Source organism: Pricia mediterranea, from assembly GCF_032248455.1.
In the GTDB taxonomy this organism is placed as follows: Bacteria; Bacteroidota; Bacteroidia; order Flavobacteriales; family Flavobacteriaceae; genus Pricia; species Pricia mediterranea.
The window spans coordinates 317,028-334,317 of sequence record NZ_JAVTTP010000001.1 but is presented as its reverse complement, the minus strand read 5'-3'; the positions used below and the strand labels follow the sequence as shown (position 1 = coordinate 334,317).

15 protein-coding genes, 1 other RNA gene and 1 pseudogene are annotated in these 17,290 nt (G+C 47.8%); 12 read left to right on the top strand and 5 right to left on the bottom strand.

Going from position 1 to position 17,290, the window contains the following annotated elements; genetic code table 11:
- Window positions 1-4 precede the first annotated feature (4 nt).
- The 6 genes from RQM65_RS01330 to RQM65_RS01305 all read left to right on the top strand — a co-directional run bounded on the left by RQM65_RS01330 (window position 5) and on the right by RQM65_RS01305 (window position 6,274).
- Window positions 5-913: a TatD family hydrolase gene (locus tag RQM65_RS01330; protein ID WP_314012164.1), complete on the top strand. Its 909-nt coding sequence runs from the start codon at window positions 5-7 to the stop codon at window positions 911-913.
- A gap of 96 nt (window positions 914-1,009) precedes the next feature.
- On the top strand, window positions 1,010-1,897 hold the full coding sequence (gene eboC, locus RQM65_RS01325) for a UbiA-like protein EboC (protein WP_314012162.1): 888 nt from the start codon (window positions 1,010-1,012) through the stop codon (window positions 1,895-1,897).
- Between the two features lie 124 nt (window positions 1,898-2,021).
- Window positions 2,022-3,200: a 3-dehydroquinate synthase gene (locus tag RQM65_RS01320; RefSeq protein WP_314012160.1), complete on the top strand. Its 1,179-nt coding sequence runs from the start codon at window positions 2,022-2,024 to the stop codon at window positions 3,198-3,200.
- Between the two features lies 1 nt (window position 3,201).
- Window positions 3,202-4,395: a metabolite traffic protein EboE gene (eboE, locus tag RQM65_RS01315; RefSeq protein ID WP_314012158.1), complete on the top strand. Its 1,194-nt coding sequence runs from the start codon at window positions 3,202-3,204 to the stop codon at window positions 4,393-4,395.
- Window positions 4,396-4,427: 32 nt separating this feature from the next.
- Complete coding sequence (locus RQM65_RS01310; RefSeq protein WP_314012156.1) at window positions 4,428-5,807, top strand: alkaline phosphatase family protein; 1,380 nt, start codon at window positions 4,428-4,430, stop codon at window positions 5,805-5,807.
- A gap of 101 nt (window positions 5,808-5,908) precedes the next feature.
- Window positions 5,909-6,274, top strand: coding sequence for a transmembrane 220 family protein (locus RQM65_RS01305; RefSeq protein WP_314012154.1), 366 nt, complete (start codon window positions 5,909-5,911; stop codon window positions 6,272-6,274).
- A gap of 150 nt (window positions 6,275-6,424) precedes the next feature.
- Here RQM65_RS01305 and RQM65_RS18985 read toward each other — a convergent pair whose 3' ends face one another.
- Together RQM65_RS18985 and dnaX are read right to left on the bottom strand one after the other, a co-directional pair.
- Window positions 6,425-6,766 carry a DUF8493 domain-containing protein gene (locus tag RQM65_RS18985; RefSeq protein ID WP_489753097.1) on the bottom strand — a complete coding sequence of 114 codons (342 nt, stop codon included), beginning with the start codon at window positions 6,764-6,766 and terminating at the stop codon, window positions 6,425-6,427.
- A gap of 882 nt (window positions 6,767-7,648) precedes the next feature.
- Window positions 7,649-8,815: pseudogene (gene dnaX / locus RQM65_RS01300) on the bottom strand (DNA polymerase III subunit gamma/tau); the annotation flags it as partial.
- A gap of 330 nt (window positions 8,816-9,145) precedes the next feature.
- Between dnaX and rnpB the strand changes: the two are divergent.
- Window positions 9,146-9,465, top strand: an RNA gene (rnpB, locus tag RQM65_RS01295) — RNase P RNA component class A.
- A gap of 33 nt (window positions 9,466-9,498) precedes the next feature.
- On the opposite strand, the gene RQM65_RS01290 is transcribed toward rnpB, so the two are convergent.
- Genes RQM65_RS01290 through RQM65_RS01280 form a run of 3 tightly spaced genes read right to left on the bottom strand, consistent with a single transcriptional unit; the run spans window position 9,499 to window position 11,580 of the window.
- Window positions 9,499-10,038: an RsmD family RNA methyltransferase gene (locus RQM65_RS01290; RefSeq protein WP_314012152.1), complete on the bottom strand. Its 540-nt coding sequence runs from the start codon at window positions 10,036-10,038 to the stop codon at window positions 9,499-9,501.
- The gene (locus RQM65_RS01285; RefSeq protein ID WP_314012151.1) at window positions 10,038-10,916 is read right to left on the bottom strand and encodes a DUF3822 family protein; all 879 of its coding nucleotides are present in this window, start codon (window positions 10,914-10,916) and stop codon (window positions 10,038-10,040) included. Before RQM65_RS01285 ends, RQM65_RS01290 begins: the two co-directional genes overlap by 1 nt.
- A gap of 10 nt (window positions 10,917-10,926) precedes the next feature.
- Entirely contained in the window at window positions 10,927-11,580 is a 654-nt protein-coding gene (locus RQM65_RS01280) for a hypothetical protein (RefSeq protein ID WP_314012149.1), read from the bottom strand.
- Between the two features lie 306 nt (window positions 11,581-11,886).
- On the opposite strand from RQM65_RS01280, the gene RQM65_RS01275 reads away from it, so the two are divergent.
- The 5 genes from RQM65_RS01275 (at window position 11,887) to RQM65_RS01255 (ending at window position 16,970) form a co-directional block, all read left to right on the top strand.
- Complete coding sequence (locus RQM65_RS01275; RefSeq protein WP_314012148.1) at window positions 11,887-13,326, top strand: ATP-dependent DNA helicase; 1,440 nt, start codon at window positions 11,887-11,889, stop codon at window positions 13,324-13,326.
- Between the two features lie 233 nt (window positions 13,327-13,559).
- The gene (locus tag RQM65_RS01270; protein ID WP_314012146.1) at window positions 13,560-14,132 is read left to right on the top strand and encodes a DUF4126 domain-containing protein; all 573 of its coding nucleotides are present in this window, start codon (window positions 13,560-13,562) and stop codon (window positions 14,130-14,132) included.
- 295 nt (window positions 14,133-14,427) lie between these two features.
- Complete coding sequence (gene kdsB / locus RQM65_RS01265; protein ID WP_314016760.1) at window positions 14,428-15,141, top strand: 3-deoxy-manno-octulosonate cytidylyltransferase; 714 nt, start codon at window positions 14,428-14,430, stop codon at window positions 15,139-15,141.
- On the top strand, window positions 15,132-15,833 hold the full coding sequence (locus RQM65_RS01260; protein ID WP_314012144.1) for an HAD family hydrolase: 702 nt from the start codon (window positions 15,132-15,134) through the stop codon (window positions 15,831-15,833). Before kdsB ends, RQM65_RS01260 begins: the two co-directional genes overlap by 10 nt.
- 6 nt (window positions 15,834-15,839) lie before the next feature.
- A complete protein-coding gene (locus RQM65_RS01255) occupies window positions 15,840-16,970 on the top strand; it encodes an iron-containing alcohol dehydrogenase family protein (protein ID WP_314012142.1) in 1,131 nt (376 codons plus the stop codon).
- The last annotated feature ends 320 nt before the right edge of the window (window positions 16,971-17,290 follow it).

Sequence of the window (17,290 nt, the reverse complement as noted above, 5' to 3'; positions counted from 1 at the left end):
CGACATGAATGACAAAATGATGTTTATAGATCCTCACGTGCATATGACATCCCGTACTACCGATGACTACGAGGCCATGGCAGAAGCAGGTATCGTGGCATTAATCGAGCCTTCGTTTTGGCTGGGCCAGCCACGGACCCAGGTCGGTTCTTTTCAGGATTATTACAGCAGTCTGGTGGGGTGGGAGCCTTTTCGCGCAAGCCAGTTCGATATCAAGCATTATTGTACCATTGGCTTGAATTCCAAGGAGGCCAATAACGAGGCCCTGGCGGAACAAGTGATAGAATTGTTGCCCCTATACCTTCATAAAGAAAATGTGGTCGCCGTGGGCGAAATAGGCTACGACGATCAGACCCCTGCGGAGGATAAGTACTTTAGAATGCAACTCGATATGGCCAAGGAACTCGATATGGTGGTACAGGTACACACGCCCCATCGCGACAAAAAGGCGGGGACCTTAAAAAGTATGGAAGTCTGTCTCGAGCATGGCCTGGACCCCTCTAAAGTGGTCATCGACCATAATAACGAAGAGACGGTCAAAGAGGTGTTGGACCGCGGTTTTATTGCCGCGTTTACGATCTATCCCAAAACCAAAATGGGCAACGAGCGCATGGTAAGCGTCGTCCAAAAATTCGGCAGTACGAACATCATCGTAGATAGTTCGGCGGATTGGGGGGTGAGCGACCCGTTGGCGGTTCCTAAAACGGCTCGGCTTATGCTTAAAAGAGGGATTGCCAAGGAAGATGTGATAAAAACCTGTTATCAGAATGCCCTCGATGTTTTTGGGGATAACGGAAAAATGAAGGAATCGGATTGGTTGGACGCCGATGGTGTCAATCAAGCGGAATTATTCAATGACAATAGCGTATTAAGGGGACAGAAACCACGGGTCGATGCCGATCACATGGAGTGAGCCGCTTTAATCAAGGTTCGATCCATTTTCTATGCCATTAAGCCAACTACCTTAAACTGATTCTTTACCAAATTGACTGCAACAATATCTAAATTAATGGGATATGCGCGTTTAGCCCGGCCCGCCAACCTACCTACAGCGGCAGCTGATATTTTGACGGGAGTGGCCATTGCGGGGGTGTTTACGCCCCCGATTCAAGGTGGTTTTTTACAGTCCGTACCCGGTCTTGATATCCTTTTTTTGGTGCTCGCCTCGATTCTTCTTTATGCGGGGGGCGTGATTTTGAACGATGTTTTCGATTATAGAATCGATGTTGTGGAACGTCCTGAACGCCCGATTCCAAGTGGACTCGTTCCCATACGAACCGCTGCGATTTATGGCAGTACGGTGCTATTTATCGGAATTGTGTTCGCGTTCTTGGTGCATGCGATTTCAGGATGGGTGGCCATTGCCTTGGCGGCCGCTATTGTACTGTACGATGCCATTGCCAAGAAACACGGCTTTTTCGGGCCCTTGTGTATGGGAGTCTGCAGGGGACTGAACCTGATATTGGGCCTGTCCATATTGGGTGTTTTGCAGTACTGGTGGATGGCCGCTATACCGATCGTATACATCTTTGCCATCACCTTGATCAGTAGGGGAGAGGTGCACGGGGAGAATAAAAGTCATATCGTTTTAGCGGGGGTGCTCTACACTACTGTCATTCTCACCGTGTTGAGCGTGACTTATGTGTATTCGGAAAACCTACTGGTACCGTCCTTATTCTTGACGCTGTTTGCCGTTCTGGTCTTCCGGCCCTTGCTGAAGGCCCATTCCGAAAACTCGCCGCAGCACATTAAAAAGGCCGTAATGGCGGGAGTTTTGTCCTTGGTAGTGTTGGATGCGTCGATTGCCGTTTCCTTTTCCACTTGGTGGTACGGATTATTGGTATTGTTGTTATTGCCGTTGTCCAAAGCCCTGTCCAAAATGTTTGCGGTGACCTAATAGGGAGCCGAGGGCCGGCGCCACTTTCGGGCAGGTTATTGGAACTAAGCTCAAGACAGCGGTCATAGCCAAAATCTATCAGGTTGTTTTAAACGACCTTTTGTGAATTTAAAAAGACTAAAAAATGTTTAAGTCGATTGAACAGGATTTTCAGGTAAATTATCGGTATAAACTCCACTTTACGGTGAACCTGTTCGGCACGGGAAATACCTTGCTTAGGGATGTTTTTAAGGAGTATGGCTTGCATGAGAGCAGCGAATCCGGCCCTTTCAAGGTACTGTTCGTCGTTGATGATGGCGTCGCGGAAGCCCATCCCCGTTTGTTGGATAGAATCGACACCTATTGCGAAGAATACCCAACTTATCTCGATCGTGTCGAAACAATAGTCGTACAAGGCGGGGAGCGAACCAAGAACGATTCCGCCAACGTCACCGAAATTTTGAGCGCTATCAACGAAAAGGCCATCTGCCGCCATTCCTTCGTGGTGGCCGTCGGCGGTGGGGCCGTAATCGATATGACGGGATATGCCGCTGCAATCGCCCACCGGGGGGTGAAGCTGATTCGGGTGCCGACCACGGTACTCTCCCAGAATGACGCTGCCGTCGGAGTCAAGAACGGTATCAATGCCTTTGGGAAAAAGAATTTTTTGGGAACTTTCGCCCCGCCCTTTGCCATTATCAACGATATTGAATTCCTGAAGACCTTAGAGCAGCGGGATTGGATTGCCGGTATCGCCGAGGCCTTAAAGGTTGCCTTGATCAAGGATGCCGATTTCTTCGCATATCTTGAGGGAAACGCCCGTAAGTTGCGGGAAAGGGATGATGAGGCCATGCAGTACACGATTTACAAGTGCGCCGAAATGCACATGCAGCATATCGCCCAAGGCGGCGATCCCTTTGAAAGCGGCTCCTCCCGACCGCTGGATTTCGGGCATTGGGCAGCCCATAAGCTCGAACACATGACCGATTACCGCCTGCGACATGGCGAGGCGGTGGCCATGGGCATTGTGTTAGACGTGACCTACGCCCATTTAATGGAATTGATTACCGATGTCGATCTGGACCGTATTGTCCGTGTCTTTCAGGCTATCGGATTTAATCTGGAGCTTCCCATCGATACCGAATCCGAAATAAAGCGTTTGCTAAACGGGATTGAGGAATTTAGGGAACATCTTGGCGGACAACTGACTATCACCCTGATTTCGGGAATCGGAAAAAAACATGATGTTCATGAAATCGATAACGACCTCATGGTTGAAGCTTTGCACCAAGTAAAGGAAATAGCGAACTCAAAAACGATATAACGTGCGCACCTCCAATAATGTTCATCTCACCTATTGCACGAACATCCATCCCGGACAGGATTGGGTAACGACCTTCGACAGTTTAAAAAAACATGTTCCCGAAATAAAATCCCGAGTCGCTCCCGATACTTCATTCGGATTGGGACTTAGGCTATCCAATAAGGCCAGTGAACAATTGGGGATGGATGGGAAGCTGATCGAATTTAAAAAATGGCTTTCCGACCACGGGGTCTATGTGTTTACGATGAACGGATTTCCTTACGGAAATTTTCACGACGAACGGGTAAAGGACAAGGTACACGCCCCGGATTGGACTACCCGCAAACGACTCGATTACACCAAACGATTGTTCGATCAATTGGCCGTTTTGCTGCCGGAGGGGATGCAAGGTGGTATTTCGACCTCCCCGATCAGTTACAAACACTGGCATACGTCGGAATCGGCCACCAAAGAAGTGTTTAAGAAAGGCGCCGAAAACCTGACGGAAATCCTCTTGCATTTATATCATCTGGAAGCTAAAACGGGAAAATACCTGCATCTAGATATCGAGCCCGAGCCGGATGGGATGCTGGAAAACAGTGATGGGGTGGTGCGTTTTTTCGCCGATTATTTGATACCGATCGCTAAGCCCATCCTAGAAGACCAATTAGGAATAGAAGCGGATGCGGCGACGGAGCTCATTCATAGATATATTACCGTTTGCTATGACATCTGCCATTTTTCCCTGGCTTTCGAAGCCCCTAAGGATACGTTCACCAAGTTGGCCGCAGCGCGAATCAAAGTGGGTAAGATACAGGTGAGCGCCGCCCTTAAAATTCGCTCCGATGACGTTGGGAACGATAGAATTTGGGAGGCCTTGGCACTATTTAATGAACCGACCTACCTGCATCAGGTTACGGAAAAGTCCAACGGCGCGGTCACGACCTATAGTGACTTGCCCGAAGTGCTACAGAAAAAAAATCCCTTTAAAGAATTACGGGCGCATTTTCATGTTCCCATCTTTTTAGAACGATTCGACGTTCTGGATTCCACCCAGGACCAAATTTTAAAAGTACTCGATTATTTGAAACAGCACCCGGTATCGGAACATCTCGAAATCGAAACCTATACTTGGGATGTACTGCCTGCCGGGCTCAAAAAGGACCTTTCGGAATCCATCGTCCGAGAAATCCAATGGTTGATGGACAAATTTTGAGTTGAAACAATTTTTTTAGGATGCAATCGAAAATGAAGAAAACAGTAGTCATCAATGTTGTAGGGCTCACCCAACGTCTTATCGGAGAGCATACTCCCTTTATAGAAGGGTTTTTGAAAAAAGGAAAATCGGCGCCTATCCATCCCGTGTTGCCTGCGGTGACCTGCGCGGCCCAGTCCACCTACCTGACCGGGAAGACCCCTTCCGTACACGGTATCGTGGCCAACGGCTGGTATTTTAAAACAGAATGCGAAATAAAATTTTGGCGGCAATCCAACAAATTGGTCCAAGCCGAAAAGATTTGGGAAAAGTTGCAGAGAGAAGACCCAACTTTCACCTGTTCCAATATGTTCTGGTGGTACAATATGTATTCCACCGCGGATTATACAGTAACGCCGCGGCCCAACTACTTGGCCGATGGCCGTAAGATTCCCGATATCTATTCCCATCCCGCCGAGTTGAGGGACACGTTGCAAACGGAACTAGGCCAATTTCCCCTCTTTCATTTTTGGGGGCCAAAGACCTCCATCAAGGCGAGTCAGTGGATTGCCGATGCTACCATCCGTACCGACCAAATCCATAATCCTACCTTGACCCTGGTCTATCTACCGCATTTGGACTATAACCTGCAGCGCCACGGCATCGATTTCGATAAAATCAAAAACGATCTCGAGGAAATCGACGGGGTGGTGCAACAGCTGGTCGAACACTACGAAAGGCAGGATGCGAGCATTGTTCTCTTGTCCGAATACGGCATCACCGATGTGAATAACCCCATTTATCTAAATCGGATCCTCAGAAAAGAGGGCTATCTGGCGATACGGGTGGAAAGGGGACTGGAGCTGTTGGATGCCGGGGCCAGCCGTGCCTTTGCCGTGGCCGACCATCAAATCGCGCACGTGTACCTGAACGACCCTTCCCTTAAGTCCGAGATCAAGGCCTTGTTGGAACCGGTCACGGGAGTAGAAGAAGTATGGTCGGACGAAGAGATTAAGGCGGCCGGCCTCGACCACGACCGTAGCGGCGATCTGGTGGTTTTGGCGGATGCCGATTCGTGGTTCTCATATTATTTTTGGTTAGACGATGCCAAGGCGCCCGATTACGCCCGGATGGTGGACATTCACAAAAAACCGGGCTACGATCCAGTCGAGATGATGACCGATCCCAAAGATCCGTTCGTTATGCCGAAAGTGGCCGGAAAACTCCTCAAAAAGAAACTGGGCTTTCGAACCGTGTTAGATATTATTCCGCTAGATGCCACCTTGATCAAAGGCTCCCACGGCCGTGTTCCCGAAGATCGGGCCGATTATCCCATCTTGATTACCAATGATGCAACGGCGGATCTCAAGGAAGAAATCAGGGCCACGGATGTTTTTAAAATTTTAGAGCGGCACGTAGTGGATAAATCATAGCTGGTTCAACCCAGATCGGATTGAGGATCGTGTACCCAAACCTATGATTTAGCTTATACCGAAACAGGAAAACGAACCCCAAACTATTTATGCTACCAATTATGAAGATTTTTTTTAAAATTTTAGCCTTTGTTTTTGGGAGCTTGTTTGTTTGGTCCGCCGTCTTACAGTACAACGACCCCGATGCCTTGTTATGGTACGGCATATACGGGCTGGCCGCCTTGGGCTCGCTCCTGTTTGTATTCGGCCGTCTGCCATTTAGTGCCGCCATCATCTTGTGTGTCGCCTATCTTGTCGGGGGCATCGTATCCTGGCCCGAAACCTTCGAAGGTTTTGAAATCGGCGCCGGCGATATCGATAACATCGAACGTGCCCGGGAGGCCGGGGGGCTGCTCATCGTATCGACTGCCTTTTTGGTGTATGCCCTGCGGATATGGTATAAAAGAAAAACCTTGGTGCCATCATAGTAGCGTCCAAATTTTTATGTTCATGCGATGTGGCCATAAGTTTAATAGAAAGTCATTGGCGTCATCGTAGTTGCCTTCCAAATCTTCAAGTTTAAATTGCCGCAAAAATGAGTGCGAGAATGCGCGTATTTGGTTGCGTCTGATCGGCTTCTAAAGATCCAAATCAAAAGTCTGTCTCAGCAAGTCGATAGCGGGGTTTTTCTCCCGTAATTTTTGATATTTTTCCTCGGGGGTGAAGGCGAATTTTACAGCGGTCTCTTCGTTGACCGTGATCCGCAAAGAGATAAAATGGTTGTTCAGTTTATGTTTTAGGTAGGTCATTAGGTCATACTGTTCCCTTTCGACTTCTTTTTTCATGGTATCGTTGGGGAGTTCGATCCAAATTGTGTTTTCGTCAAAGAGTTTGGGCGTATCGGTGGTGAGGCTGGAGGCCAGTATCTTGCGCCCTTCCATATCTATTCTGTCTACAAAGTCCGCCCAATGTTTTTGCATTTCCTCTTCGGTGAAGTGCTCGTTTGGCAGCTGACTTTCATCAATGTCCTCATCTTTTTTTGAAAGTCTGTGCTCCTTTTTGGCTTTAAGGCTTGAGATCGAGAGGGCCGATACCCGCTTGGAAGCGATGTCGAGCTGCACTTTCTTCCGGGGGTCGGGGGTTTTGATATCTGGGTTTTCGGCTTTTTCTGTATTTACGTCAATGTTACCAGCGGCCTTTGGTTCCGCACGATCATTACTCCCTTTGGTCTGCTGATTTTTTGTTTCTTGTTCGTTGTTCGGAGTACTACTGGTAGTGACTTGATTCTCTTTTTGTGATTTGAAAGATTCCTCGCGGTGCCCGATATTGGTTTGAACCGTGGCTTCCGCCCTGTTGCCCAGGTTATGTAGTTCCGGTTGTTTCCGCTTCCCGGCAACAATTTTGGTGTCGTTGCCGACGGTCGCGGAGCTGTTCTCCTCTTTTCCATCACCTGAGGGATGGGGCTTCTTAATTTCACCTTCAGATTCGTTGCTGACGGTCGGAGAGCCGTTTTCGTGTTTCCCGTTGCCTTCGGGTTGGGTCTTGTAAATGCCACTTTCGGTCGCGTTGCCGAGGGCTACGTCTTGGGAGCTAATTTCTCGATTCTTCTCCTCCCGTTCCGTGACTTTGTTTTTGGTGCCGAAAGTTTCCTTCGTGTTTTCAGAACTTTCTTCTTTTGGCGTACCCTCCTTGCCGGTATCGGGTCGGGATGTTTGGCCGTCGGTAGCCTGGCTGTTTCCCAGGTCTTTTCCCTTTAGTGGATCGGCCCCTTGAAAAGGATTTTCGGAATGTCCCTCTTTTTGCTGCCCGAGCGTTTCCGAATTCTTGTTTCGATATTCGGAAAGAGTGGAGGGCATGGGGGCTTTCTCGGGGGTATTCGTCACTTTCCGATCCTTAAAATAAGCGGCGGGTGCAATGACATCAGCGCGGGTTTCGCCGTCACTACCTAGGGTCGTGTAATTTTTTTTTTGTCCGTCGAAGTCGATGGAGGCCAGTTTCATCAGGGTAAGCTCGACCAAAAGCCGCTGGTTCTTACTGGTCTTATATTTCAGGTCGCAATCATTGGCCAGATCGATCGCCTTTAAAAGAAAAGCGTTCGAGGTCTTTTTGGATTGCTCCAAGTACTGGGCTTTGGCCGTATCGCCCACTTCCAAAAGTTCGATGGTGTTTTGGTGTTGGCAGACCATAAGATCCCGGAAATGCGATGCCAATCCGCTTATAAAATGATGCCCGTCGAAGCCCAATGAGAGGGTTTTGTTGAGCAGTAGCAACAAATCGGGGATGTTGTGCTCCAAAATCAGATCGGTCGCAGAAAAATAGGTGTCGTAGTCAAGTACGTTGAGATTCTCGGTCACCGCCTTTCGGGTCAGGTGTTTCCCGGCAAAACTCACGACCCTATCAAATATGGAGAGGGCATCGCGCATGGCTCCGTCCGCCTTTTGGGCAATGATGTGCAAGGCGTCGTCCTCCGCTTCGATTCCTTGTTCCTTGGCGATGTATTTCAAATATTCCGCCGCATCCTTCACGGTAATCCGCTTAAAGTCGAATATCTGGCAGCGGGACAAAATAGTGGGAATGATTTTATGTTTCTCTGTAGTCGCCAAGATAAAAACGGCGTGTTTCGGGGGCTCTTCCAGGGTCTTCAGAAATGCATTGAAGGCGGCTTGGGAAAGCATGTGCACCTCGTCGATGATATACACTTTGTATTTACCCACCTGTGGAGGAATCCGGACCTGGTCGGTCAAGTTTCTAATGTCGTCGACGGAGTTGTTGGAAGCGGCATCGAGCTCAAAAATGTTGAAGGCAAAGTCCTCATCCTCTCCTTGACTTCCGTCCTGATTAATGTTTTTGGCCAAAATCCGGGCACAGGTGGTCTTTCCCACCCCACGCGGACCGCAGAACAACAGGGCCTGGGCCAGGTGGTGGTTCTCGATGGCATTGGTCAGGGTATTGGTAATGGCCTCTTGCCCGACGACATCCTTGAAGGTCTCAGGCCTATATTTCCGCGCCGATACGATGAAATGTTCCACTATTTTTTTTGTTTCAAGTTAAAAGGTGCAGATTGGGATTAACGTAAACAAAAACTTGGTTTAAGGTTCAATTCCTGCTGCGCCACTTTTCGACTTTTTGATTGCACTCAGGGCGGGAGTTTACGTAGCTTTTAAAACCTGAAACCACTTTAAACCCTAAACCTGCCGAAGGCGGACCCACCTACCGGATGGGCAACATTGGCCGTAATTGTTTTATCTGATGCAGCACCCTCTAAGCACCGGTTACAAATATAAAAATAGGAAGCCTTCCGGGAGCTTATTTCAAAGGCATAAAATCCTTTTTTATCAACAATTCGGCTACCTTTGTACCAAGCAGGCTACCCTATCGCCTTGTGCCGAACTTGTTTCGGGACGAGGAGGAAAGTCCGGACACCGAAGTGCGGCATAGCGGGTAACACCCGTCCGTCGAGAGACGCGGACCAGTGCAGCAGAAAGAATGTACAGGTAATGCTGTAGTGAAATCAGGTAAACTCTATGCGGTGAAACGTCACGTAAATCGGTGTTTGAGGGCGGCACGCCCGAGCCGAAGGGTAGGCGGATCGAGCCATTGGGCAACCATGGGCCTAGATAAATGATAGGGATTGCGCTTCTAGCGCAGCACAGAATCCGGCTTATGGCCTGCTTTTTTTTTCCAAGTCCTGGGTTGGCAATCCTAAAAACACCTAACCCTCATTGAAAAAACTGAACGCTGTTCCCCCGTACTTCCGTTTTTCGGTAAAATTGTGGAGTTCTGACAGATCCATCCGGCTAGAATGCTCGATGATCAGGGTGCCGTCTTGCAAAAGCAAATTCCGGTCGAAGGTTAGGCTTACCAGCTTTTGAAAATCCGTTTGGGACATTTCGTAGAACGGGTCCGCAAAAATGATATCCACTCGGGCGCCTGTCTTTGCCAAATAATCGAAAACGTCGCTTTTAAGGGCGGAGATATCCAAATCCATTTCTTCCGAAATCGAATCGATAAACCGGATACATGCCGAATCGACATCGACGGCCGTAATCCGGTCCGTGCCCCTCGAGGCAAATTCATAACTGATATTGCCCGTGCCTGCAAAGAGATCAAGTACCGCAATATCGGAGAAGTAGTAGCGATTATTGAGAATGTTAAAAAGAGCTTCCTTGGCCATATCCGTAGTTGGGCGCACCGGAAGTTTTTTCGGTGCTACGATTCGCTTCCCTTTATATGTGCCGGAAATGATTCGCATTAGAGGGCGTTTAGTACGGTAAAATCAATAGGCTCATCGTGACCGTGCGTCAACGGATGCTCCATAGCGGAGGGTGCAAAAATACCCACATGGGGTATATATCGATAACAGAGTTCGTATATGTCATCATCTTCCTCGATATCGCCAAAAAGTTTGACCGAAACCGTGGAGGCATCTAGTTTTAGCTGCTCTAAGGTAAAAAGCAGATAATACAAAAAATCTTCCTTGGTAACGAAGCTGAAATTATTATACAGCAACAACTTGTTCTGGACAACGACGGTTACATCGATTTTGCGCTCGCAAACATATACGTAGCAAACTGGTTCTTTCCCCTTGGATTTTAATTCTTCGGAACGGCCGGTCCCATCCGAGACAGCATTTTGCCGTCCTGACACCTGCACTTGTCGATTGTCCGGTTGCACGGGTCTGCCCAGCAGTGATTCTATCATCACGGTTCCGTGGTGCTTAAAGGTGAATGCCCCAAAAAGATCGTAAATATAATTATTGATGTTCACGAAGGGCACGTAGACGTTGACCAGACCGTCTTTCTTCAATTCATCGTAGGTGATATGATCGGTGGAGAGCAGTTTGGTGTTGAATTTCAAATAGTTGGCCAGTTCGTCCGCATTAAAAAATAGCTGTGGTACGAGTCCGAATAGGTTGTTCCGGTGCACTGCGACTACTTCCGAAAATCGCTTTTGACCTATTTTGTGCTCTAGGAATAGGGCTTTCAGTCGCTCTAAAACTGCGTATGGGGTCAATTGTTTCGCAAAAACCTGACTTTCGGTTTGAATAACCTCATTGGCCTGAGTATTTAGAATACAAAAAGAAAGTCCATTCAAGCTAACCTGAATGGACAATTTAGTATGATTTTCCACGGATAAGACCCTAATTATTTTGTATTATTCCATCGTAGATGGGAGGCCAGTTTCCGCTGGTACTCACTTCGGACAAAGATCCGACCTTGATCCAATTTCCGTTTACTTCATCCACGCCCATTTCGGCGTTTTCTTTATCCAAAAGTGTTTGGGGCTGATCGTAGAGTACCACTTTTTTCTCCACTTTTGCTTCGAAAACGGGGGCCTTGAAACCGCTCTTGTCGATGACATTGGCTTCCATCTGAAACTCCGCGTCGCCTTGTGCAGTGGGTACCTTGGCCAAATTCTTATAACGTCCATCTTCCCCGAAAAGGGAATCCTTGACAGAAACCGTGCCGAGGGTATCGATGATCTTGACCTCTTTTAACATATCGATCTGGTAGGTTTGGTCATACTCCATATATGAGGAGTCCCGTTGTTGCGTAATGGTGTAATTCGCGGTATCGATGAACTGAATAAGGCTATTAAAATCCTTGGCATACCTTCGGTTTACCGTTTTATAGGCTTCCTGGGCCGCACGAATATCCTTAAGTTTTGAAACTACTTTGGCAAAACGCTCCTTCTTGACTTCATTAAAGCGGATAGGTCCGGTTACGGATTGATAGATAAGGTATCCCAAGCCTATACAGACTATCCAAAGTACGATTTGAATTACGGTTTTCATTTCTTAGTGTTGTTAAATTTAGTGGTTAAAAGGCTAAACTATATAAATAGGGCCATCCGTTGGCAGGACACCCCACTCCCATGAAAGATAGTCTCTAACACAAATCTACAATTTTTTTTCAATCGTAAAAGTTTTTCTTTAAAAAATACCGGTCGGGACTTTTTTGCGCATGAAGTCACTGACTTTATATGGCCTTTGTCTCGCCTACAGAAAAGGACAGTATTTACTCAGGGCGGGCTATTTTTTATCACATTTTGCGAACGGCGCTTGTCCGGTAAGTCTGCGGGAGTTCATTATCTTTGGCCCATGGCCACATTGACCGACACATCGTTTTACCAAATATTAAAGGATAGATTTCCCCATGAGCCCACCTTGAAGCAGTCGGTCGCCCTACAACAATTAGCGGGTTATATACTCTCCAAAGACAAAGAAAAGGTGTTTCTGCTCAGGGGGTTCGCCGGCACCGGAAAAACAACCCTTGTCGGTACTTTGGTCAACAGTCTCTGGAAGACGACCCAAAAGTCCGTCCTCATGGCGCCGACGGGAAGAGCGGCCAAGGTGATGGCCAATTATGCCAAGAGCCAAGCGTTTACGATCCACAGAAAGATATACTTCCCCAAAAAACAGCGGGGCGGGTCGATTCATTTCGAACTGGCGCCCAACAAGCACCGCAACACCATCTTTATTGTTGACGAGGCCTCGATGATACCCGATGCGCCCAGTGATTCACGGCTTTTTGGTAACGGCTCGCTATTGGATGATCTGCTGATGTACGTTTATTCCGGTCACAACTGCAAACTGATCTTGATAGGGGATACCGCGCAGCTACCACCGGTACACCTGAATTTGAGTCCTGCATTGGATGCGGACAAGCTAAGGATGAACTACAACAAGGAAGTCATCAATTTGGAATTGGACGAGGTAGTGCGCCAGGCGGAAGATTCAGGTATCTTGGTCAATGCCACCCTGCTCCGGGAACAACTGCAAAGCGAATTTTTCGATTCCTTTCAATTCGACGTCGATCCCTTTAAGGATATCGTCAGACTGGTGGACGGTTATGAGATACAGGAAGCCATCGATTCTTCCTATTCGGAAAACGGAAAAGAGGAGACCGCATTTATCGTCCGTTCGAACAAACGGGCCAACCTGTATAACGAGAGCATCCGTAGCCGGATACTTTTTTTGGAAAACGAACTGGCGGTAGGCGATTATATGATGGTGGTCAAGAACAATTACTTCTGGCTGAAACCCAATTCAAAAGCCGGGTTTATCGCCAACGGGGATATTATCGAGGTGCTCGAGATCTTCGCCATCAAGAACCTGTACGGCTTCCGTTTTGCGGAGGTCCTGGTCAAAATGGTCGATTATCCGGATCAGCCACCCTTGGAGACCGTTTTGCTGTTGGACACCGTTAAGTCCGTCACCGCTTCGTTATCCTACGAAGACGGGAACCGTTTGTATCAAGAGGTGATGATGGACTATGTCGAAGAAAAATCCAAATACAAAAAATTCCAGGCCGTCAAGAACAACAAGTACTTTAACGCCCTACAGGTCAAGTTCTCCTACGCCATAACCTGCCACAAATCACAAGGCGGGCAGTGGGATACCGTTTTCGTCGAGCAGCCCTATCTGCCCAACGGAGTGGACAAGGAGTATCTGCGCTGGCTGTACACCGCCGTGACCCGCGCCAAAAAACGCTTGTACCTGCTTGGTTTCAAAAGTGAGTTTTTCGTCGGGAGCGAATGATCGAAATAAATATATCCATAACTATATCATGCTTATCCATCTGACAGATTACCGAACCATCAAATAAAACATAAGACAATAGGGCCTAGGACGTAAGACGGTTGCTCTGCCCCTTAGAATATACCGCTTTTTCGTTTTTTTAGTCCTTTATTCTAAGTCTTACAGTCCTTAGTAGGGTCTAGGTGTCGAACAAGCCTAAGCTATTTTAAACCCATAAACCAATAAACTCAACAATGACCTCCGAAACCATCATGAGCATTTTCTTGGGCATCGGGCTTGCCGCTTCGGTGGGCTTCCGTGTCTTTCTACCTTTGTTTGCATTGAGCTTGGCCTCGTATTTCGGGTTTTGGGAACTCAATGAAAGCTGGCAATGGATCGGTAGCCTTGCCGCGATCATCGTATTGGGCGTTGCCACGGCTGTGGAAATTTTCGCTTATTTTATTCCTTGGGTGGACAATCTTTTGGATAGTTTTGCAGTTCCACTGGCAGCCATCGCCGGGACGGCCGTCATGGTATCGACCGTTGCCGATCTCGACCCGGTCGTTACTTGGTCGCTGGCGATAATCGCTGGTGGCGGCACGGCTACCGCAATAAAGGGAGCGAACGCCGCAGGTCGAATGACCTCGACGGCCACGACCGGGGGTTTGGCCAATCCAGTGGTATCGACCTTGGAGACCGGCACGGCGGCGGTGGTGACCACCGCTTCCATTTTTGCACCGGTCTTTGCCGCCATCTTGGTCATTATCATCCTATTTATAATATTTAGGATATACAGAAAGATAAGGCCGCGACGGGGGAGGGAGTGAACATTGAGTATTAAGTATTGAGTATTAAGTAGTGAAGAGTGATAAGTGTAGAGTAAAATGTGAGAAGTGAGAAGTGAGAATTGAAGAATGAAGAATGAAAAAAGTGAAGATTAAACAGTGAACAGTGAACAGTGAACATTGAAAAGTGAAAAGTGAAAAGTGGAGAGTGAAAGAGTGTACGGAGAAGAGTGAAAGAGAGAATAGAGGATAGTGCACCGTGAAGAATGTTGCGTCCCGAAACAAGTGGACAAAATCAAAAACCACCGTTAATAGTTTTCCAGTGAAAATAATCGCCATGATTCCCGCCCGCTATGCGGCATCCCGTTTTCCGGCCAAGCTGATGCAGGACCTATCGGGCAAACCCGTTATCCTGCGTACCTACGAGGCCGCGGTAAAGACCGGACTTTTTGATAACGTCTATGTGGTCACGGACAGTAAAGTGATTTTCGACACGATATCCCAGGCAGGGGGCAAGGCCCTTATGAGCCAGAAAGAACATGAATGTGGCAGTGACCGTATCGCGGAGGCTGTGGCGGATATGGAAGTCGATATTATTGTAAACGTTCAGGGTGATGAACCTTTTACCGATCGAGAAAGTCTGGTCGGGGTCCTCGAGGTTTTCCGCAACGATCCGGACCGGGAAATCGATTTAGCCTCCCTAATGGTCAAAATCACTGATCAAGAAGAAATCGATGACCCCAATACGGTGAAGGTCATCGTCGATCAGCGCAACTTCGCGCTCTATTTTTCGCGCTCCCCGATCCCCTATCCCCGAAACCGGGAAATCGAGGCATCCCATTACAAGCATAAAGGTATCTATGCCTTTCGGAAGACCGCCTTGATGGACTTTCAACGTTTACCGATGCTACCGTTGGAAGCGACCGAAAAAATAGAGGCGATCCGCTATTTGGAATATGGAAAGAAAATCAAGATGGTCGAAACGGAAGTATCGGGTATTGAAATCGATACGCCCGATGATCTCAAAAGAGCACAACGGGCATGGAAATAGACTTTAGCCGCATCAAGGTCATCGGTTTGGATGCCGACGACACCCTTTGGGTCAACGAAACCTATTTTAGGGATACCGAGGAAAAATTTGCTTCCCTTTTGGAAGGCTACGAAACCAAAAACCGGATCGACCAAGAACTTTTTAAGACCGAGATACGTAACCTAGACCATTACGGATACGGTGTTAAGGGGTTTGTGCTGAGTATGGTAGAATCGGCCCTGGAAATTTCCAATGGTCGAATCCCCGCGAAAACTATTGCCGAAATTTTAGAGCTGGGCAAAACGATGTTGGAACAGCCCGTTGAGCTTTTGGATGGGGTCAAGGAAGTATTGGACAACTTACAAAAGAAATATCGTTTGATCGTATTGACCAAAGGAGACCTTCTGGATCAGGAACGTAAGCTGGAACGCTCCGGACTCTCCGAATATTTTCACCATGTCGAGGTGCTAAGCGATAAAAAAGAAGAAAACTACCTACATTTGCTGCGTCACCTAGACATTGACGTAGAAGATTTTCTGATGATAGGTAATTCCCTTAAATCCGATGTGCTTCCCTTACTAAAGATAGGGGCACAGGCGGTGCATGTACCTTTTCATACCACTTGGCAGCACGAGGAGGCAAAGGTCAAAGAGGGGGAGTTCGGTTATTTGAAAATAAATAGGCTGTCGGATATTCTGGAGTATTTGAAGTAGTTTTTTATGGAGGTTAAAAAGGATTATTTGGCCCGACCAAGGGCAATCAAGGATGTCAAACCGAAGTTTCGAAATTTTCCGATGGTGCCCCGGGTTGTTTTCGGTAGCGGATGTTTTGACCAGCTGGGCGATATTCTTATGGCAAAAAGAAAACATTCCGATGCACCTTTCATTTTTTTGGTGGATGATGTTTTTGAAGGAACGGAACTGACTTCCAGAATTCCCCGTATCTTCAACGACCAGCTGATATTCATTTCCGCCGATCAGGAACCGACGACGAAACAGGTCGATGTTCTGGTAAAAAGGATTGAAAAAGACTTCGACGACCTTCCCTCGGGCATTGTGGGGATCGGTGGCGGCACCCTGCTGGACCTTTCCAAGGCTGTTGCCATCCTTCTCACGAACAACGGGAGCGCCTCTCGGTATCAAGGGTGGGACCTGGTACTTAAACCCGCTCTCTATCATGTAGGAATACCCACTATTAGCGGTACCGGCGCGGAGGTGTCCAGAACTACCGTACTGTTGGGACCCGAAAAAAAATTGGGCATCAATTCAGATTACACCACGTTCGATCAAGTGCTGTTGGACCCTGATCTGACCAAAGGGGTCGAGAGGGCACAGTGGTTCTATACGGGAATGGACTGTTTTATTCACTGTATCGAATCGCTCCAGGGTACATTTCTCAACGCCTTTAGTCAAAGTTACGGGGAGAAGGCCTTAGAGCTCTGCAAGGAAGTATTTTTGGAAGAACTCAATCCCAAAGAATCCCGGGACAAATTGATGATGGCCTCTTGGCACGGGGGCATGAGCATCGCCTACTCGCAAGTAGGAGTGGCCCACGCCATGAGCTATGGTCTTGGTTTTCTGTTGGGCGTCCGACACGGTATTGGCAACTGCCTGGTATTTAAGCATCTGAATGAATTTTATCCCGAAGGTGTCGCCCTTTTTGACCGAATGTTAGAGAAGCATGAGATTGAATTGCCCACGGGCATTTGCGCCAACTTGGACGAGAACGAGCTCGACACCATGATCTCGGTTGCCATGGGTATGGTGCCGCTCTGGGAAAATGCCCTGGGCTCGGATTGGCGTAATGTCATTACACCGGAAAAATTAGCGTGCATCTACCGGAAGATATAATGACGTTGTTTCGAGTCAAAGACTTTCATTTAATCCTTTTTCTACCCGATTTCACCATTCTACAGCATTTAAAGGTTCGTGTCCATCGATGGTACAACCATTTTTTGCCTTGCATGTCTAGCTACATCTTGAGTGGCTACCGATTGAACAATTCCCGATTTTATTTGATTTTACCGTCCCACCCCGATCGAAAATAGCGGCTTTTTAGGGGGTGGGACCGGTATCTAATGTCTGGTTTCAACTTTTGTCCTTCCTTCGTTAGCAGTAAGAATTTTCTTTTAAAGTAATTAGTCCAAGTTAACAAGATGTTAAAGGCAACC